Annotated in this window: 17 protein-coding genes; 4 read left to right on the top strand and 13 right to left on the bottom strand. The window is 69.0% G+C overall.

The genetic code is table 11. The features are described from left to right. Positions 1-306 precede the first annotated feature (306 nt). From QP166_RS13435 to QP166_RS13420, 4 genes are all read left to right on the top strand, one after another. Positions 307-1,344: a cytochrome P450 gene (locus QP166_RS13435; RefSeq protein WP_333916362.1), complete on the top strand. Its 1,038-nt coding sequence runs from the start codon at positions 307-309 to the stop codon at positions 1,342-1,344. Positions 1,345-1,359: 15 nt separating this feature from the next. After that, entirely contained in the window at positions 1,360-4,038 is a 2,679-nt protein-coding gene (locus tag QP166_RS13430) for a hypothetical protein (protein ID WP_333916361.1), read from the top strand. Then, positions 3,951-4,316 (top strand): hypothetical protein, encoded by a 366-nt coding sequence (locus QP166_RS13425; RefSeq protein ID WP_333916360.1) that lies wholly within the window; start codon positions 3,951-3,953, stop codon positions 4,314-4,316. The genes QP166_RS13430 and QP166_RS13425 overlap by 88 nt, the downstream gene beginning before the upstream one ends. Before the next feature lie 233 nt (positions 4,317-4,549). Next, positions 4,550-5,266 carry an IS6 family transposase gene (locus tag QP166_RS13420; protein ID WP_333916359.1) on the top strand — a complete coding sequence of 239 codons (717 nt, stop codon included), beginning with the start codon at positions 4,550-4,552 and terminating at the stop codon, positions 5,264-5,266. Positions 5,267-5,424: 158 nt separating this feature from the next. On the opposite strand, the gene QP166_RS13415 is transcribed toward QP166_RS13420, so the two are convergent. The 13 genes from QP166_RS13415 to QP166_RS13355 form a co-directional block, all read right to left on the bottom strand. Then, positions 5,425-5,673: a hypothetical protein gene (locus tag QP166_RS13415; RefSeq protein ID WP_333916358.1), complete on the bottom strand. Its 249-nt coding sequence runs from the start codon at positions 5,671-5,673 to the stop codon at positions 5,425-5,427. Continuing rightward, on the bottom strand, positions 5,670-6,842 hold the full coding sequence (locus tag QP166_RS13410; RefSeq protein ID WP_333916357.1) for a DUF6519 domain-containing protein: 1,173 nt from the start codon (positions 6,840-6,842) through the stop codon (positions 5,670-5,672). The genes QP166_RS13415 and QP166_RS13410 overlap by 4 nt, the downstream gene beginning before the upstream one ends. Positions 6,843-6,852: 10 nt before the next feature. Beyond that, the gene (locus tag QP166_RS13405) at positions 6,853-8,145 is read right to left on the bottom strand and encodes a hypothetical protein (RefSeq protein ID WP_333916356.1); all 1,293 of its coding nucleotides are present in this window, start codon (positions 8,143-8,145) and stop codon (positions 6,853-6,855) included. Positions 8,146-8,216: 71 nt separating this feature from the next. Beyond that, positions 8,217-9,011 carry a hypothetical protein gene (locus QP166_RS13400; RefSeq protein ID WP_333916355.1) on the bottom strand — a complete coding sequence of 265 codons (795 nt, stop codon included), beginning with the start codon at positions 9,009-9,011 and terminating at the stop codon, positions 8,217-8,219. Continuing rightward, on the bottom strand, positions 9,008-11,842 hold the full coding sequence (locus tag QP166_RS13395; protein WP_333916354.1) for a baseplate J/gp47 family protein: 2,835 nt from the start codon (positions 11,840-11,842) through the stop codon (positions 9,008-9,010). The genes QP166_RS13400 and QP166_RS13395 overlap by 4 nt, the downstream gene beginning before the upstream one ends. Then, positions 11,839-14,277 carry a hypothetical protein gene (locus tag QP166_RS13390; RefSeq protein WP_333916353.1) on the bottom strand — a complete coding sequence of 813 codons (2,439 nt, stop codon included), beginning with the start codon at positions 14,275-14,277 and terminating at the stop codon, positions 11,839-11,841. Before QP166_RS13390 ends, QP166_RS13395 begins: the two co-directional genes overlap by 4 nt. Continuing rightward, positions 14,274-14,633, bottom strand: a complete 360-nt coding sequence (locus tag QP166_RS13385) for a GPW/gp25 family protein (RefSeq protein ID WP_333916352.1) — start codon at positions 14,631-14,633, stop codon at positions 14,274-14,276. The genes QP166_RS13390 and QP166_RS13385 overlap by 4 nt, the downstream gene beginning before the upstream one ends. Before the next feature lie 7 nt (positions 14,634-14,640). Next, positions 14,641-14,964 (bottom strand): hypothetical protein, encoded by a 324-nt coding sequence (locus QP166_RS13380; protein WP_333916351.1) that lies wholly within the window; start codon positions 14,962-14,964, stop codon positions 14,641-14,643. A gap of 16 nt (positions 14,965-14,980) precedes the next feature. Continuing rightward, on the bottom strand, positions 14,981-15,508 hold the full coding sequence (locus QP166_RS13375) for a phage baseplate assembly protein V (RefSeq protein ID WP_333916350.1): 528 nt from the start codon (positions 15,506-15,508) through the stop codon (positions 14,981-14,983). Continuing rightward, complete coding sequence (locus QP166_RS13370) at positions 15,505-16,635, bottom strand: hypothetical protein (RefSeq protein WP_333916349.1); 1,131 nt, start codon at positions 16,633-16,635, stop codon at positions 15,505-15,507. The genes QP166_RS13375 and QP166_RS13370 overlap by 4 nt, the downstream gene beginning before the upstream one ends. Further along, positions 16,628-16,966: a hypothetical protein gene (locus QP166_RS13365; RefSeq protein WP_333916348.1), complete on the bottom strand. Its 339-nt coding sequence runs from the start codon at positions 16,964-16,966 to the stop codon at positions 16,628-16,630. The genes QP166_RS13370 and QP166_RS13365 overlap by 8 nt, the downstream gene beginning before the upstream one ends. Continuing rightward, the gene (locus tag QP166_RS13360; RefSeq protein WP_333916347.1) at positions 16,963-17,622 is read right to left on the bottom strand and encodes a hypothetical protein; all 660 of its coding nucleotides are present in this window, start codon (positions 17,620-17,622) and stop codon (positions 16,963-16,965) included. Before QP166_RS13360 ends, QP166_RS13365 begins: the two co-directional genes overlap by 4 nt. Continuing rightward, a complete protein-coding gene (locus QP166_RS13355) occupies positions 17,619-17,813 on the bottom strand; it encodes a hypothetical protein (protein ID WP_333916346.1) in 195 nt (64 codons plus the stop codon). The genes QP166_RS13360 and QP166_RS13355 overlap by 4 nt, the downstream gene beginning before the upstream one ends. Positions 17,814-17,836 lie beyond the last annotated feature (23 nt).

Here is a 17,836-nt window from a genome sequence, read left to right as displayed (position 1 = left end):
GCCAGATCCATACGGTTAAAATGTAAAAATAGTCGCAGCATTTTAAGAATTACAATAATCGTTGCGCGCACCCAGGAATATGGGATATAAATACATGATCTGCCGCTAGAGCGAAGCTGTGAGGGGGACTCGCCAGTGCCAGCTGCCGATTCGATTCTACGCCCCGGACCGGGGTTGCTTGGGCAATGGTTGATGGACCGCAGCCAAAATCTGCTTCCATTTTTATTCGGCTTACTGCGAGATCATTGGCCAGTCCTGAAGATCGGAAAGACCTATCTCGTAACCCGACATGACGACGTGCGCACGGTGTTCGCCGAAGATGCGATCTTTGGCACGCCTTATCGCGAGAAGCTCGACGTCATAATGGACGGTGAGCCCTTCATTCTTGGCCTTCCGGATGGCGACGCTTACCGCGCCGCGCTGGCGGCGTTGCGCAGTGTGGTGCAGCGTGCAGACTTGGCGATGCTGGCGGCGGACGTGACTGCGCGTACCGAGGCGATGGTCGCAGCGGCGCCGGGGCGGATCGACGTTGTTGAGATGGTCCGTACGGTCGCGTTCGATTTCGTTGCGCACTATCTCGGCCTCACCGCTCCTGTAGGCCCGGAACTGTATCGCTGGGGCACGCGGTTGTTCGAATATCAGTTCGTCGGCAGCGACGCGCCGCTGAAGGTCGAGGTCTCCGAAATGGCGCCACTGATGCGCGGCCATATCCAGCAGGAGATTGATCGCTGCCGGGCCGCGCCCGCCGGCCGCAACGATGTGATCGCGCGCTGCATGGCGGCGCAGGCGGCGGGCAAGCCGGGGTTCAGCGACGCGCAGATCGTCGCGGGCATGACCGGCATCTTGGTCGGCGGCCCGCCGCAGCCGCCCATGGTGGTGCCGCAGGCGATGGAGCAGTTGCTGCGTCGTCCGCTCGCGCTGGCGGCGGCGCAGGCGGCGGCACAATCGGACGATGACCGCGGGCTCGCCGCGCATCTGATGGAGGCGATGCGCTTCGATCCGCTCGCGCCGTGGATGCCGCGCATCGCGCTCGCCGCGCGGACGATCGGCGGACAAACGATCCCTGCCGGCGGCACGGTGCTGGCCAGCATCGCCTCGGCCATGCGCGACGAGCGCGGCCTGCCCGAGCCGAAACGCTTCGACGCCGGGCGGTCGCCGGATCAGTATATCCATTTCGGTTACGGCGTGCACCAGTGCTTCGGGCTGGAGATCAACCGCGCGACCCTGCACCTGATGATCAAGCCGCTGCTGAAGCGCGCGGGATTGCGGCGCGCGCGGGGCAACGCGGGGCGCCTGAAGAAGCGCGGCGCCTTCGCCAGCACGCTCATTGTCGAGTTCAACTAACCGGGGATTCTCAGCATGACGCACGCGATGTTGACGATGGTGTCGCGGATCCCCGTCGATCGGGTCGACCAGGCGCGCGGGCTGATAGACATGCTAGGCAACCCCGCCAGCGATGCGGTTCGCGCCGCGATCGGCGGTGCGCCGGGCAGCGAGTTCCTGCACTTCGCCAGCCTGCACGCTATCCGCTCACACCGCGAAAACTACGCCTTTCTCGTCCTCGAAATGTCGGCCGACGGCACCGCCGATGCCGCGCTGAACCAGCTTGCCCAACGCGCCGGGCAATATCTGCTGCCGGTGTTCCAGGTCGCTGACCCGAACATTACCGCGGCCAGCCTCGGCGCGTATCTGAAGCGGCACAGCGTCACGGTCGGACAAACCCTGTTCAAACCAGCCGGGCTCGTCTTCGCCGGTACACCCGATCATTCGGTGGTGCGCATCAAGCAGGAGGAAGCGCTCGCCGCGGAGGTCGCCCGATTGCTCGCCGCGCCGGGTGAGCATGCCTCGGCGCTCGCCTGCCTGGAGGCGGTGCGGCGCGGGCTGCAGGCTGATCCGGCAAGGGGTTATGCCTTCGATCTCGTGTCAGAGTCCTCGGCCCCGCCCGAAGATCCGAGCATCGCCGGCAAAGCGGCGGCACTGGCGCCGTCCTTCATCGCGACCTTCCTCTGGCCGATCCTGCTCGTGTCGGTGCCGCTGGCGGGTTGGTTCGCCTGGCCGGCGCATGCCCGTTCCGTTAGCGCACACGATGTGCTCGGCTTCGCTTTGTCGTGGATCGGGCTGATCCTGCTGTTCACCGCCATCGTGCTAAGCATAGCCTACAGAGCGTTCCGCAAGGCGGAAAAGAGCGACACGACCTCCGACCGCGCGCCGACACTCGAACAGGCTGAGCGCATGTTCGCGCACGAAAACGCGCCCGGCTACGCGCACAACCACATGATCTCGCACACGATCCGCAAGTCCGGCCTGCTGCGCTTTGTCACCGGCCGGCTCTCGTTCTGGGCGATTGCGGGGGTGACCCGGTTCAACCCCAAGCCGGGTTTTCTCGGCGATATCGGCACAATCCATTTTGCCCGCTGGGTGACATTGCCGGGCACCCGCGATGTGCTGTTCTTCTCTAATTACGCGGGAAGCTGGGAAAGCTATCTCGAGGATTTCATCACTAAGGCCCATGAGGGGCTGACCGGCGCATGGTCCAACTCGGTCGGCTTCCCGCGCACCAGCAACTTGTTCCTCGAAGGCGCAACGGACGGCGAGCGCTTCAAGCGCTTTGCCCGGCAGAGCATGGATTACACGCCGTTCTGGTACAGCGCGTATCCAGCGCTGACCACCGCCAACATCCGCACCAACGCGCTGGTGCGCAGGGGCCTGGCCGCGCGGACCGAGAGCGAGGCGAGTGCCTGGCTGACCCTGTTGGGGTCGACGCCGCGCCCGCCCGAGAAGCTCGACACCACGCAGATCCAGAGCATCGTATTCGGTGGCCTAGGCTTCAAGCCGGCGGGCCGGGTGATGACTATCCGGCTGGGCGGCGACGTGCTGCGCAACCGCGCATTGCTGCGCGATCTAGTGCCGTCCCTCACCTTCAACGACGGCCGCTACATCAGCGCGCCGGCAGTCGTAACCCTGGCGCTGTCGCCGCGCGGGCTGGAGCATCTAGGCCTGCCGGAGGATGCGCTGGAGACGTTTCCGGCGGCGTTCCGGGTGGGGATGCGCGGCGAGGGGCGTGCGCGCATCCTCGGTGACGATCCCGGAGCACGGGACTGGTGGTGGGACTGCGATCCGGTCGACGCGGCGCTGCTGGTTTATGGCGATACCGAGGACGCGGTCGCAGCGCTTGCCGGCGAGATTGGTGAGCGACTGGCCGGCGTCGGCACGATTTGCGACCAGATCGACTTGGCAGGCGTGGCCGACAAGCTGATCGACCGCAAGGAGCCGTTCGGCTTCGTCGACGGCGTGTCGCAGCCGGCGATCCGCGGCACCTATCGCGGCCTGCGCAACGCCGATCCGATCCATCTGGTCGAGCCAGGCGAGATCATCCTCGGCTATCCCGACAATCGCGGCTCAATTCCGCCAGGTCCGCTGCTTGATGCGCGGCACGACCCGGAGATGATGCTGCCGATCGCGGGCGATAACCGAGGCTTCACCGACGCGATCAAGTCCAGTCCGCGGCTGATCGGCTTCAACGGCAGTTATCTGGTGATCCGCCAGCTCGAACAGGATCATGTCGGCTTTTGGGAGTATTGCGAGCGGCAGGCGACGGCGTTCAAGGCTTTCTTCCCCGAACCTGCGATCTGCGATGCCGAGTTCATCGCCGCCAAGATGATGGGGCGTTGGCCGGACGGCTCCTCGCTGGCGCGCAACCCCTATATGTCGGCGACGAAGCTCAAGGCGCTCTCCGGTGCGGAGGCGACGGCGACGATGCGCGAGACCGCGCGCCCGGCAAAGCCCGACGCCACCCCGTCCAGTCGGGCGACCGAACCGAGAGATTCGGAAAACCGATTCAGCCGGACAACGATTTCCTGTTCGGCACCGAGGATCCGCAGGGCACGCGCTGCCCCTACGGCGCACACATCCGCCGCGCCAACCCGCGGGACAGCCTCAGCCCCGGTTCGATGGAGCAGGTCGAGATCACCAATCGCCACCGCATCCTACGCATCGGCCGCGGCTTTTCCGCGCACGACGATCGCAATTCCGGCCTGATGTTCATGTGTCTAAACGGCGATCTCGAACGCCAGTTCGAGTTCATCCAGCAAACCTGGATGGGCAGCACCAAGTTTCACGGCCTCAATGTCGAGACCGATCCCATCACGGTGAACGGACAGGTCGGCAGCAACGGCTTTACGATTCCGGTGCGCACCGGGCCGGTCGCGCTGGAGCCGATGCCGCGCTTTGTCACGTTGCGCGGCGGCGGCTATTTCTTCGTGCCCGGACGACAGTTGATCCGATATCTCGCCTCGGAGACCGCCTGCCCGTTATGATCTGACGGGCGAAAGAGGTCGGGAGCTGACCTCCACGGTCTCATCGGAACGAAGGCCGCGTCTTACTACCTTCTGGCTGCACCCTACCCGATCTAGAGTCGGATGACATCAAGCTGACCCATACCGTGAGTTGACGAGGTAGTTGCGGCATTCTGGGGGAGAAGGCATCGAGAAGGCATCGTCAAACCAAATGCACCTGCTGGTAATCGGATGATGGTGGGGTAGAGCGGGCCATGCCCCGCCCTCGCAAGCCAGCCTCTCCATTCCGCTACTTCAACTCGTCGCCGGAGGTAATCCGGCTGGTGGTGCTGATGTACGTGCGCTTCCCGCTGAGCCTGCGGAACGTGGAGGACCTGCTGTTCGAGCGCGGGATCGACATCTGCCACGAGACGGTCAGGTTGTGGTGGAACAGGTTCGGCCCGCTGTTCGCCGGCGACATCCGCCGGCAGCGGGTAAGCCGGATGCGCGGCTTTCGTCACTGGCGCTGGAACCTGGACGAGATGTACGTGAAGCTGAACGGCGAGATGGTCTACCTGTGGCGCGCTGTCGATCACGAGGGTGAGGTGCTGGAAAGCTACGTTACCCGCACTCGCGACAAGGCAGCCGCACTCGCGTTCATGAAAAAGGCGCTGAAGCGGCATGGTTCGCCCGAGGCGATCACCACCGATGGTCTGCGCAGCTACCGCGCAGCGATGAACGAGCTTGGCAACGCCGAGAAGCAGCAGACCGCTCGCTGGGCGAACAACCGGGTGGAAAACAGCCACCTGCCGTTCCGACGACGAGAGCGGGCAATGCAGCGGTTCCGGCAGATGAAGACGCTGCAGAAGTTCGCCTCTGTCCACGCCAACGTCCACAACCACTTCAGCCTGGAGCGCCACCTCATCGATCGACAGACCTACCGCGAACGACGCTCCGCCGCACTGGCGGAGTGGCAGGCGCTCGTCAGCTGAACTTTGCCGTCAAAGACCGAATTGCATCGTGTAGAGACGGGTTCGCATTAGACTGACAGCACCGTCCTTGCCGCTGATGGGCCCGGGATACGCTCCTCGTTCAGCGGGGTCGCGATCTGGATCGACGATAGTCCGGCTGCGAACCACATGACCGCGGTTCAGATTGGGCGGCGCGGTCGCGGCTTCGGGGCGGTGCCGTCGACGCGCGCTTCCTCGGCCGGGTCGACGCACGGCAGCCGTGCGATCCGGCATCGCAGGTCGGTCAGCGCCGGCGCCCCCGCCGCGCCGATCGTCCGCGCGGCAAGCGGGGCGTAGCAGTGGCGCGGCCCGGCGGGCGGCTGGTAGCGTGGGTCGTCGGGTACGCCCGGCCACTCGACATCCCCGGTCGCGACGCGCGCCGGGATCATCCAGTAATCGCCGGCGCGATACTGCCCCCCGCTTCGAACGTGATCCGCACGCCGTCTTCCAGTTCGATCTCCTGCGCCTCCACCACCGCCAGCGCCCCGCCCGCGACTGCCCGGTCCCCGGCATGATCCCACCGCCGCAGCAGCGCATGACGTGCCGCGGCCTCCGTCGCCGCATAAGCGGGCAGCGCCGCCGATCCCTCCGGCAGCGTCAGTTCGACGATCAGGTCGTCGCGCCGCACCGCCTCGACCTGCGCCAGCAGCCCGTTGCCGCCCGCGCCATCGTCGGTCATCTCCACCCAATCGCCCTCGACCAGCGTGTCGTTGGCATCGTGACCCAGATGCGCCAGCGTGACGCGATTGCCGGTCCCGGACACGATCGGGAAGGTCCGCGCGCCATTGTCGCGCGACCATTTGAAGGTCGCGCCCGTCCCCTTCGCCTCCGCCGCACCGCCGGACTGGATCTCGACGCGGTACAGCTGGTTCTCCGCGCCGCGATAGCGCGCGTCCGGCGCGATCGAGCAAAGGTCGTCCGCCGCCTCGCTCGGATTGGCGCGTGCGCGCAACCGTCCGCTCCCGGTCGCGGTCATCGCCTCGACCGCCGCGCGGTCGCTCGCATCGGGCAGCAGCCGAACCCGCCAGCGGATCGACGCGCGCCCGCAGGTGTCGATCCCGCCCAGCGCGGTCTCGCGGATGTCGGGCGCCTGATCGGCGGCGACATATTCCTCCCACACGTCGAGATATGCGATCCAGTCGTGCTTGTTCAGCGCATCCACGTCGGCATCGCCGAACGGAAAGCCCGGCTGCGCGCGCCATCGCAGCGCCGCCGTGCTCTCGACCGGCAACCCGCCGACGTAATAGCGCCCCGGCAGGATCAGCAGGTCGTCGTCGTCCAGCGCGCCCTTGTCCGCCTTCAGCGCGGCGTCGACCTGCGCGGCGACCTCCGCCGGCAGGCTCGCGCGGTTCTCGATGGTCACGATCTGGAAACCGCATTCGTCCGCCGGCCCTGCCGCCGCCCCGAACAGGTCGCGGGTCAGCGCGCGCATATAGCCCAGCAGGATCGCGGCCTGTTCGTTCCAGTCGGCGTCGATTTGCACGCGGCCCTGCTGCATCATGACGCGGCTGTACTGGCGCTCGGGCCGATAGGTATCGCGGGAAAAATCGCCCTTCATCTGGCTGCTCCTAATTCGCGAAAACGACGTCGGTATCGGTCGACGCTGGGGAATATTCGGCCAGGCGCTGGCGCAGGTTCGCCTCGCGCTGCGGCTGGAACAGGTCGTGGAAGACGCCCGGTTCGGATTCGTCGTCCGCCCCGCGCCGGATCTCCGCCGCGCACCACGTCGACAGTTGTGCGTAAGCGGCATTGCCGTAGCGGACGCTGGTGAAATGCGGGACCAGCGTCGCGGCGTCGGCGCGCGCCGGATCGGGCTGGCAATGGCTGCGGCGCGGCGTGCGCGATCCCGGCGGCACGTAGCAGTAGCGCATGCAGCCGGTCTGCCGCCGCGCGACGCGTACGGCACCGGTGAAGATGCTGTTCTCCGCCAGCGCGATCGCGTGCAGCTGCGCGCCGCCGAACACCGTGCAGCGCAGGAACGATGCGGTGGCGAAGGCGAGCGGCAGGTTGGACGCGCGGAGCGCCGCGCGCGCGGTGCCGGTGGCATCGACGATACTGTCCTCGATCGTGATCGCGACCGGGTCCACCGCGGTTTCGTCCGCGGTGACCTCGATCGCGCCGATGATCGACCATTGAATGCGGATGCGCGCGGTGCAGTCGACCAGTTCCAGGCTCGGCTCGCCAGGCCGCCGCGGATCGCAGTCGCACGTCAGCCCCCAGCCGGGCACCAGCGTGCAATGCCGGATCGTCACGTCGCACAGGTCGCCGGCCGCGAAGCGCTCCTCGTCCTCGCGACTTGGCCCCGCCACCCGAAGGCCGCGCCCGGCGATCAGCAATCCGTCCAGCACCAGCCGACTGCCGCGCTTGCCCGCGACCGTGAAGGCGTCCGAGGCGTCGGCCATGTAATCCAGCAGCCTGATCACCGGGCGCGTGCGATCGGCGGCGCGCACTTGCAGATACTGGCCCGCCTCCAGCGTGATCGCCAGCGGCTCGCTATAGGCGGCGCTGTCGAGGATCTCGATCACCGCCGCGCGCGGGTGCGCCGGATCGTCGCGCCACGCCTGCAATGCCGCGTTGATCGAAGCGGACACCCCGTCGCCCGGCCGCTCGCGGCTGACGCGGTACAGCGTATAGTCGGCGGGCCGCGCGAGCGGACGATGATATTCGCCGCCGCCGATATCGGCCGGGAAGGCCGTGTGATAATCGACCCACACCCCCTGTTTCGGGGGTTGCCGCACCGGGAAGACGATGCGGCCCGTCTCGGGATCCACCAGCAACTTGCCGCGCGGCGCGCGATGCCGCCACCCGGTCAGGTTAGCGGGGACGATCCGCGCCGCCGGCACCGGCTGCGGCGCGTCCATGTCTGGCCAGCCGGGCGCGTAGATGGCGACGCTGCGAACCGCCCCGTACAGTGCGGGGTTCGCCTCGACCGTTAGGGGAGCTGCGACACCCGCCGGGCGAACATGTCGCGGCGGATGCGCACCGGCAGGCCGGCCTCCGGCGTGTCGCCCGGCGCATCGCCCGGCCCATGGCCCGGCAGCGCCGCGGCGTAGAGCGGACCGTCGTTGCCCAGCACGCTGAAGGTGTAGCATTGCGTCCCCTCGCTTTCGACGCAGCAGGCGGGCGCATGGGTCACCCCTCGCGTCTTCAGCCGCCATGCGAAGTCGACGACGTCCGGCACGTTGCGCCCGTGCCCGCGCACGTCGATGCCGTGCGCCAGCGTGTCGAACGGCGTTCCCAGCCGCGCCAGCGCCGCACCGTCGCGCAGGTCGACCGATCGGCCGCGATCGGCGCGGACATGGTCGATATGCTGCGTGCGCGACAGCAACGTGTAGCCTTCCACCACCCGCGACGGCCAGCCCGTCACCCGCCGCGCCAGCTCGTCCAGCAACGCGACGGTGCCCTTGCGGCGGCGAAAGGCCAGCGTGTTCGCCACTTCGGCGCGCGGCGTCAGCACCGCGTTCAGCCGGGGCGTGCCGCGATCGGCCGACAGCCCTGCCGCCGCCACGGGCCGATAGCCGACCAGATCGCCGATGTACGGCACCACCCAGTCGGCGCACGTCTCGATGAACCAGTCGGCATATTGCCGGTCGATGTCGCGCCCGATCGCGTGGAGCTGCTCGTCCATCACCGCCAGCAGCGCGCGCAGCGGATAGCCGGCCTCGCCATCGCGGCCACGCGCATGGTCGGGCAACAGGGCGTACAGCGTCTGCGGCGCGGGCGTCATGACGGCAGCTCCTGAAGGATCAGCGTATCGGGCACCGCCGGCGACAGATAGGCGATCCGGTCCGGCGCGACGTCGATCCGCGCGCGCGCCTGCGTCAACAGCCCGGCCAGCGCCGCGCCGTCCAGGTCGCTGACCTGCTCGAACGAGACCGCGTCGAACACGTCGATGTCGGCGGAGACCACCCCGCGCACGCTCTGGATCGCGCGAAACGCGTGGCTCAGGAAAGCCGGCGCGCCGGGATCGCGCCGGTCGAAGGCGAACGCCGCCAGCAACGCCGCGCGCACCTGCGGCTCCACCGCCTCCCACATGTAATCGCGGTCGATCCGCACGCCGGCCTGCACGATCAGGGTCGATCGCCGGCACGCGGTCAGGGTCAGCGGCACCAGCGGGTCGCCGAACCGGCGCAGCGCATCCTTCAGGTTCGCGTACAGATCGGAACCGGCATCGATCGGCGCGTCGTCTACCCCCGCGATCACCACGTTCACGCGCGTGCCGACCAGCGTCGCCACGGCCTTGCCGATCCCGGCGAAGCCACGCGCGAAGTCGGCATAGTCGCTGGTCGACAGCAACCGATCGAGCGCCATGATCGCGATCGGCGCGTTGCGGCGGATCGCCTCGCCATCCTCGCGATCCGCGCCGCCGGCGGCACGGATCGGGTTGACCACGTCCTTCACGCCCAGCGGCCGCGAGGCCAGCAGGCTGATCTGCCGCGCCGCGACATTGCCGCCCGCACCGATCCCGCTGCGATAACGCGCCTTCACGTTCCCGCGCCCGCTCGGGACGCGCATCCCGCGTACACCGTTGCCGAAAGTCGCCACGACCATCCCGTCGTCGTCGGTGGCGATCGTGTAGCTGCGGTCGGTTGCGCCCGCGGTCGCCAGCGTCGCGACCTCGTGCCACAACACGTCGTTGACGCGCAGCGCCAGCGTGTTCGCGACGCCGGCCGGTGTCCGTGCGGAGACATAGGTGAGCGGCGGCTGGCGCAATGCGAAGCGTTGCATCGCCTGCGCGGCATTGCCGTCGCCCAGCGTTTCGGCGCGCGTCTCGCCATGGGTCGCGTGCGCGACATTCGCGTGGATCGTCACCGTGTCGCGCTTGTAGCGATAGGCCAGCCCCGGCGCGCCCGTCGCGGTGGACGCCGCGATCGTGATCGTGGAATGCACCGTGTCGCCGGGTTGCGGCCCGTCGGGGTCCTTCGGCCCGGACGTCGCGGTCATCGACGGCGAGCCGGTGCCATCGCTCTGGCCATCGCCCTGTCCGTCGCCCTGGCCGTCGTCCGTCGGTGGTGCGGTGCCGCGCACGCGCTGCGTCACGCCCGCCAGCATCACCAGTTCGGTCGCGCGCAGCCCCGGCACCGGCCGGCCGCGCGGATCGCGCACGTCGCTGCGCTCGCCCTCGACGATTAGCCAGCGGCCGGTGTCCAGCCCTTCGTACACATCGTCCAGATCGATCGTGTCGCCCGCCACCGCATCGGTGATCGGCGCATCGGCCAGCGCCAGCCGCTCGCTGCCCAGCCACACGCGCGATCCGCGGATCATCGCGAAGTCGTCGTCCTTGTCCAGCCACGGCGCGCCGTCGTCCTTCCACGACAGCAGCACCGATGGCCCGCCAAGGCCGAAGCGCGCCAGCGACAGATGCCGGATCACGTCGACCTTCGTCACGTCGATCATCTTGCCGTCCGCGCGCTCGATCACCAGCCGCGTGTCCGGCGCGACATCGTGATCCGCATCCAGCGCGATCGTGGTCGGCCCATAAGTGATGTCGTCGGTGGGGTGGAAGGTCCATTCCGCGAATTCCGGCGGCGTTGCGCGGTCGCCGATCTGCTGGAGCCGCAGCGGCGCATTGTGCCCGAACGGCCGCGCGACGATCCGCATCGCATACACCTCCAGCGGCTGCTCCACCGGCGCGGCGGCGTTGCGAAGCGCCGGGTACAGCGAGGTCGCCAGCGCCGGCGCCAGTCTGGTCAGCAACGTCGGCAGCGTATCGGCACCCTGCGCAAAGCTGTGCGCCACGGCACGCGGCAATTGGGCACTGCCCAGCGGCGGCTGCGCGGCGGGGGTCAGCAGCGCGGCCAGCCACGACGACGGGGCGTCCTCCCCGCCGGCGTCACTTGCCTCGTCATATCCTCGCAGCGTCACCCGCGTCCGCTTCGCCGCCGCGTCGGGTTCGACCGTGGCGACGAAGGCGGGCGACTGGGTGTCGGTGCCCGCCCGCGCCAGCAGCAGCAGGTCGCCCGGCGTCAGCCGCGTCCCGGTGCCGCTCAGGAAGATGCCGTCGCGCAGGATCGTCGCCAGCGTCTGCGGCTGCACCTGCCGCGGGCGGATCGCGTTCCAGGCGAAGCGCGCCGGCAGGTCGGCGCTCGTCTCGAACGCCTGCATCGTCTCGCCCGGGCGCGGCACGCTGTTCGCCTTGCTGCCGCGCGGGATCACGGTCGGCGGCGCATCCTTCTCGATCCCGAACGCCAGGAACACGCTGGCCGCGACGCCGGGGCGCGGCGCGTAGCCGATCAGCCGCGCCAGTTCGACCAGCGAGCGGCGCTCGGTCGCGGTGCGCAGATAGCCTTCGTTGGCGATCCGCTCCTGATAGAAGGTCAGCACGTCCGCAAGCAGCGCGCAGCCATCCAGCAGCGCGATCGCCGGATCGGCGGCGTCGCGGGTGCGCAGCCCGGCCAGCTCGGGGAAGTCCGCCGCAGACAGCCGCGCGCGCATCGCTTCCAGGAAGCTGGAGTGGGTGCCGATCCGCGCAGCGATCGCGCCCAGCCCCGGACGGTTTTCGATCGTCGCCGGCGTGACCGCCCGCACTCCGTCGCAGCATCCGCACGTGCAGTTCATCGCCCGCCTCCCATCTCGAACGCCAGCCGCCCGTGTTCCGGGTAATCCGGATCGTTCGCCAGTTGCGCGATCTCGCCGGGCCGCAGCAGCAGCTGGCCGGTATCCAGCGCGGTCGTGTCTCCCGGCCGGTCCAGCCGTTCCAGCGCGGTGACGCGCACCGTCTCGATCCCCTCGACCGCCATCGCCGCCGCGATCACCTGCGACGACGCCACCGGTGCGCCGAAGCGCATCCGGTCCGGGTGGAAGAAGCCGGGCCGTCCATCGCCCCGCAGCCCGGCGGAGAACACCTCCAGCAGCGCGCGCTTCACCGCCGCCGCGCGGTAATGCGGCAGCACGCAGACGCGCATCGCCAGTCGCAGCGGCACGATCCTCGCCGCGGTGACGGACAGGTCGTGCCCGATCCGCCGGTAACCGCGCAGCGCCTCCGTCACCGCGGCGATCAGGGCGTGCGTGGCGTCGTCGCGGTGCAGCGGATCGATCGCCACCTGCGCCTCGTGCCAGCTGCCCGTCCAGCGCAGCGTCGCCGCCGCACCTTGCAGCGTCGGCGTCTCGCGCACCGCCAGCTCGGCATAATCGTCCGCGACGATCGCGCGCTCGCGCCGCGCCTGGATCAGGCCGGGTGCGAACAGCCGCGCCTCGCCCATCGCCTCCGCCGCGGTTCCGCCGCTTGCCGCGATCGGATTGCGGACGGTGATCTCGACGCCGTCCACACGCTCGCCGCTGAGCGCGAGCAGCGCGATCGCCTCGCGCCCGACGTTGCCGCTGCTGCCGTTGCCGGCTCGGGCGGTCGCACGCGCGGCGACGCCGACATCCGGCGCGCGTCCATGCGTGCCGTCACCGAACCGCAGGTGCGCGATGCCGTCGTCGTCCACCTCCACCACGACGTCGCGCGCATCGCCGTCGCTCGCCAGTAGGTCGGCGCGCGGCGTCCAGCTGCCGCCATCGTCATCCACCCGCACCGCCGCCACCGCGCGCCGCGGATCGCGGATCAGCAGCGCCGCCGCACTGCATCCCGCCGCCACCGGCTCGGCGAAGGTCAGCGACGCGCGCGACAGCACCGGCATATGGCTGCCCGCCGCCCGGCGCACTTCGATCACGCTGCCCTCGCACGCGCATTCGCCCGGCAGGTCGACGCCCGGCACTGGATCGAGGACCTGCGTGAAGGTCTGCCCGTGATCGACCGCCACCACATTGCCGCGCGCGACGCTTACCTCGCGCACGCGGTCGCAATCGGGGGCGGGGCGGCGCGACGACAGGCACAGCGCGAACGGCAGCGCATCCTCGGCCGCCCATTCGATCTCGACCACCGCCACGCCCAGCAACGCGTCGCGCCCCGGGGTCACCGTGGTCAGCCGGACGACGTGGCGATGCGCGGGATCGGCATCGGCCGGATTGCCGGTCGTCGGCCCCACGACCTCCTCGAAGATCAGCCAGTCGCCGACGCTCAACCCGAGCCGCGCCGCCGCGTCATCCAGGTACCCGTCGACCAGCGTCGCAGCGGTCGCGCCGCGCGGCAGGCAACATTCGTCCTCGCCCCAGTCGTGGAAGGCAATCCGGCCATGCGCCGCGCGAAACGTGACCGCGCCGTCGCGCACCAGCGGCTCGAACACGACATGGTCCGGCGCGGACCGGGTCGCCAGCATGTCGGCGACAACGAATCCCCCGCCCGTCGTCGCCACGCCGTCCGCCCGCGTGAGGAACGTCATGTCGCCAGCGCGCGCCACGGTGAAGTCGGCGCTGGTCGCGACGGTCACGAACGCGCGCGCATTGCACCCCTCGTGCAGCGCATAGTCGATCAGCCGCAGGTGCCGCCGCACCGAGATCCGCCGCCGCGCCGTCGCCAGATACGCCTCGGTCGCCACCGCATCCTGCTGATAGCTCAACTGATCGCCGGCATAAGCGAGCAGTTCGACCAGCGTGACCCCCGGATCGGGCACATGCCGCTCGCGCCAGTCAGGCAGCGTCAACGCCAGCCGGTCGAGCAGCAGCGGGCGAAAGCTGGCGTAATCCTTCGCCAGATAGTCCACGTAGATCGCCGCGACCGGCGCGGTCGGACATGCCGCCGCGTCGCCGCAGTCGAGATCGCCGGGGCATTGCGTCTTGAAGCTGAAGTCGAGGCAGCGAAAGCGCGGGTCGATGCCCGGCACGTCGATCAAACACAATGTGTAGGTCGAGAAGTCGCCGGCACGGTCCAGATCGATCCGCAGGCAATCGTCGACCTCCTCGTCATGCGACGGATCGCGCGCGATGCGCAGCACGCGGATGTCGCGGATGCGTCTGCCGCCCGCGATGCGGACGTGCGCGACGGACAGCCCGTCGGGGATGCCGTTGAAGAAATGCACGCACAGCGAGCGCTGGTCGTCCGCGACCTCGAGATAGTCCAGCCCGTTCCAGTCGTGGGCGGCGAACAGCGCCGTGCGGCGTGCGCCGCTCACGACAGGCGCCTGTCGAAGCGCGTCTCGACGATCGCGCCGGTGCGCCGCACCGCATAGGCGATATCGACCAGCACCTGCGCATCGTCGCCGCTCACCTCCAGCGAGCGGACCTCGATCAGGTCGCCCAGCCAGCGGTCCAGCCCGGCGCGGATCGTATAGTGCAACGCCGCCGCCAGTTCCGGGCTGTTGGGCGCGAACGTCATCTGCAACAGCCCGCTGCCGAAATCGGGGCGGTTCACGCGCTCGCCGGGCGCGGTGAACAGGAAGACCTCGATCATGTCGCGGATGTGGCGCGCGTCGTCACAGGTCGCTGTGCGACCCGTCGCGTCGAAGCGGAGCGGGAAGGCGATGTTCATGCCGCCCTCACATCGCCCGCACGCGCGGCTGCGCGGCGACGATCGTCAACGGGGTGCCGGTCGGGATGCACGTCGCCTGACTGTCGGTCAGCAGCACCGGCTGCCCCGACGCGGTCACGCGCAGCGCGGCGGTCGCGAATTGCGCGGTGGTGCACGGCGGCGCGCCGACGGTCATCGCCGGAAAGGTGCAGCCCGCGATCGTGTAGGGCGCGGCGATGGTCACGATCGGCTGCCCGCCGACCGTCACGCGCGGGTTGGGCGCGGTCGGATGCGCGATGCCGGCGTGGAGGCAGAGCACATTGGCGCCCGCGTGCAGCATGAAACCCGGCATCGGCCTGTCCTTCTCCCTAAGTGATCTTCAGCGCGCCCTGATTGATGTCGGTGATGCCGGTCAGGCTGATCGTCGCCGCGGTGATTTCCACCTTCGGCGCGGTCAGCGTGATGCCGGCCTGGCTGATCGACACGATCGACGCACCGGACTGGATCATGATGCCCCCGGCCGGGCCGGGCAGGTCGCTGATGACGACCATATTCTGCCCGGCGGTCTGCAACACGATGCTCGGGCTGACCGGCAGGCCGGCCAGCGCGAGCGGCGGCACATCGGCGGTCGACCCGAACCGGCATCCCACCCAGATCGGATAGTCGGGATCGCCATGCTCGAACTCGATCCATACGCCCGCGCCGATCGGCGGGACCATATAGACCCCCATGGGCGGCCCGGTCGGCCCGGCCAGCGGCGCGCACGGCTCGGCCCAGCTGGACGGCACCACGCCGTACACGTCGGGTACCAGGCAGTTCAGCCGCCCGCGCAGCTCCGGGTCGATGTTGTTGACCACCGTCCCGCGGTATTTTCCCCAGAAAGGCGCGCCGCTCATACCGGCAGCACCGGCACGTTGGCGATCAACCCGTCGCGCGACAGCGTGAAATTCTGTTTGTAGCTGCCCCTCTTCAGGTCGTGCGACACGCTGTCGACATAATATAGCCCGTCATAGGCGATCCCCGCCCCGCGCACGCCGACCAGCATCCGCGGCGCCAGCGACCGGCCGTAGCGCAGCACGTCCAGCGATCCGCTGCCCGTCACCGCCGCCGCATTGTTCCGGTCGAGCAGGAAGCCGAGGATGTTGCGCGCCGCCTTGTCGGGTGTCAGGTTCGCGCTCTCCTCGTCGAATTCGATCCGCGCCGGCGGCGTCGGCCGCAGCCCCAGCGGCGGCTTGAACGCGTTGATGTTGGGCAAAGGGATCGGGATCGGCACCTTCTTCGTGACGGGGTCGAAGATCGTGAACACGCGGATCTTCTTGGCCAGCCCGTTCAGCGTGAAGCTGAGCGATTCGACATTGGTGTGCGCGTCCATGTTGATGGTCAGCGCGGGTTGCGGCACCGGCACGTCGACGTCCGGCCCGAAATAGGCGACGCTTTGCAGCGGCAACGGCCCGGGCCGGACGAAGAACACATAGCCGCAGCGGTCCGCGAGCTGGCGGATGTAGGCGCGGTCGGTCTGGTTGGTCTGCGTATTCCACCCGGCGGTCGGCGCCTCCAGGATCGGCACGATCGGCGGGATCACCACCGGCACGATGCCCAGCGCGAGATAGGGCAGCAGGATCAGATTGACGATCGCGGTCTCGTCCATCGCCGGGAACGGGCGGGTCAGCGATGCGACGTCCATCGCCACGCTCAGGTCTTCGCCGGTGATGGTCAGCGTCGATCCGCCCGGCTCGCTAGACGGCTGAAGCTGCTGCTGTGTCACGATCCCGTCCATCAACACGTTCGGCACCCCGCCGGCCGTTGCGATGACGACGATGCGCGTGACGATCGGATCGAAATATCCGGCCGGCAGCAAGGTGGTCAGCAACGTCGAGGTCTTGCTGACGGCGAAGCTCAGCTGGAAGCCGCTGCGCGTCGCATCGTGACTGACGCTGACACCAGTCAGCGCCTCGATCACCGCCGCCGGGGCGGGGACGGGCACCGCCGGCCCGATCAGCAGCGTCAGGCTGGTGCTACCCATCGCTCGCCCCCGGCCTCCCCTCGGGCCCCGGCACGCCTTCGGGCAAGGTGATGCGCAGCGTCCGCCCGATCGTCTCCACTAACGCGGCGGGGCGCAAAGCGCGATTGGCGTCGCACAGGCGCCAGAACTGCTCGGGATCGTCGAGGTAGCGCGCGGTGACATTGTCCAGCCGCTCGCCCTGCGTCACGACATGTTCGCCGATCGTCGCGAACCGCTCCGGCGCGGGCACGAAGCGTCGGCGCAGGTAGACGGTGGCCACGCCATCGGCATCGGCGATCGTCGCGGTTTCGATGCCGGCATAGCGGCTGGCGGGCGGGAAGGGCAGGCTCATCCGATCGCTCCGATCCGCAGTGCGCCCGGCATCGCGCCCGCACTGCGTCGCGCGAGCTGTTCCTTGTTCTGAAGGTGCGTCATGAACAGCCCGGCGCCGCGATGCCCGGTGGGCAGATCGCTGCTCGACAGCACGCGCATCCCCAGCGACACTCTGGCGCGGATCGGGTTCAGGTTCGGGTCGAACGCTTCCTCGGTGATCGCGAAATCGGTGATCCGCACCGGCAGCACCCGCTCCTTGCTCCACACGAACAGCGTCAGCGGCGCCTCGGCCGGCGCGATTTCCAGCGTACCGGCGCGCGCCAGCGTCTCGGCGGCCTGCAACGCGGCGCTGCCCGGATAGATGATCGTCTCCAGCGCGGCGAGTTGCGGATGGATGCCCAGTTGCGGAGCATCGGGGTTCCGGTCGGGCTGTTCCAGCTGGTCGGTGACGTCGATCTCCGCCTCCAGCTTGATCGTCTCCGCCGGCGGTCCGGTCAGCCGCATCGCCTCCAGCCGGTCGCCGCTCTGGCCGCCGGCCGACTGTACCGCCAGCGTGCGCGACAGCGTGTCGGGGTTGTATTGCAGCGCCACCACGCGCAGCACCGCGCCCGATCGCGCATCGACCAGCACGATTCCGCCCTTGATAAGCCGCGGAGAGCGTGGGTAGGCGGTCATGCGCTCGGCCCCTCGTCGGTGGCGTCGGGGCTGTGCCACCAGCGCATGATCACCAGCGCCAGCGCCGTCGCCGCGACGGTGCCGATCCCCAGCGCCGCCGCGCCCGCTGCGACCAGCTTCGTAACCGGCTCGGGGTCGGCGACGGCGACGATCACGATCGCGGCCACCGCGGTAATCAGCGCGGCGGGCACGCCCACTTTCAGCAGGAAGTCCT

Origin of the sequence: Sphingomonas sp. LR60, from assembly GCF_036855935.1 — a bacterium.
Taxonomy (GTDB): Bacteria; Pseudomonadota; Alphaproteobacteria; order Sphingomonadales; family Sphingomonadaceae; genus Sphingomonas.
Note: the sequence above shows the minus strand (reverse complement) of the source record. Positions and strands in the feature narration are given on the sequence as shown.

Excerpts from the sequence above, each read along its gene's own strand:
- QP166_RS13430 (WP_333916361.1), top strand. The coding sequence starts at position 1,360 with ATGACGCACGCGATGTTGACGATGGTGTCGCGGATCCCCGTCGATCGG.
- QP166_RS13425 (WP_333916360.1), top strand. The coding sequence starts at position 3,951 with ATGGAGCAGGTCGAGATCACCAATCGCCACCGCATCCTACGCATCGGC.
- QP166_RS13420 (WP_333916359.1), top strand. The coding sequence starts at position 4,550 with ATGCCCCGCCCTCGCAAGCCAGCCTCTCCATTCCGCTACTTCAACTCG.
- QP166_RS13415 (WP_333916358.1), bottom strand. The coding sequence starts at position 5,673 with ATGATCCCGGCGCGCGTCGCGACCGGGGATGTCGAGTGGCCGGGCGTA.
- QP166_RS13410 (WP_333916357.1), bottom strand. The coding sequence starts at position 6,842 with ATGAAGGGCGATTTTTCCCGCGATACCTATCGGCCCGAGCGCCAGTAC.
- QP166_RS13405 (WP_333916356.1), bottom strand. The coding sequence starts at position 8,145 with ATGGACGCGCCGCAGCCGGTGCCGGCGGCGCGGATCGTCCCCGCTAAC.
- QP166_RS13400 (WP_333916355.1), bottom strand. The coding sequence starts at position 9,011 with ATGACGCCCGCGCCGCAGACGCTGTACGCCCTGTTGCCCGACCATGCG.
- QP166_RS13395 (WP_333916354.1), bottom strand. The coding sequence starts at position 11,842 with ATGAACTGCACGTGCGGATGCTGCGACGGAGTGCGGGCGGTCACGCCG.
- QP166_RS13385 (WP_333916352.1), bottom strand. The coding sequence starts at position 14,633 with ATGAACATCGCCTTCCCGCTCCGCTTCGACGCGACGGGTCGCACAGCG.
- QP166_RS13380 (WP_333916351.1), bottom strand. The coding sequence starts at position 14,964 with ATGCCGGGTTTCATGCTGCACGCGGGCGCCAATGTGCTCTGCCTCCAC.
- QP166_RS13375 (WP_333916350.1), bottom strand. The coding sequence starts at position 15,508 with ATGAGCGGCGCGCCTTTCTGGGGAAAATACCGCGGGACGGTGGTCAAC.
- QP166_RS13370 (WP_333916349.1), bottom strand. The coding sequence starts at position 16,635 with ATGGGTAGCACCAGCCTGACGCTGCTGATCGGGCCGGCGGTGCCCGTC.
- QP166_RS13365 (WP_333916348.1), bottom strand. The coding sequence starts at position 16,966 with ATGAGCCTGCCCTTCCCGCCCGCCAGCCGCTATGCCGGCATCGAAACC.
- QP166_RS13360 (WP_333916347.1), bottom strand. The coding sequence starts at position 17,622 with ATGACCGCCTACCCACGCTCTCCGCGGCTTATCAAGGGCGGAATCGTG.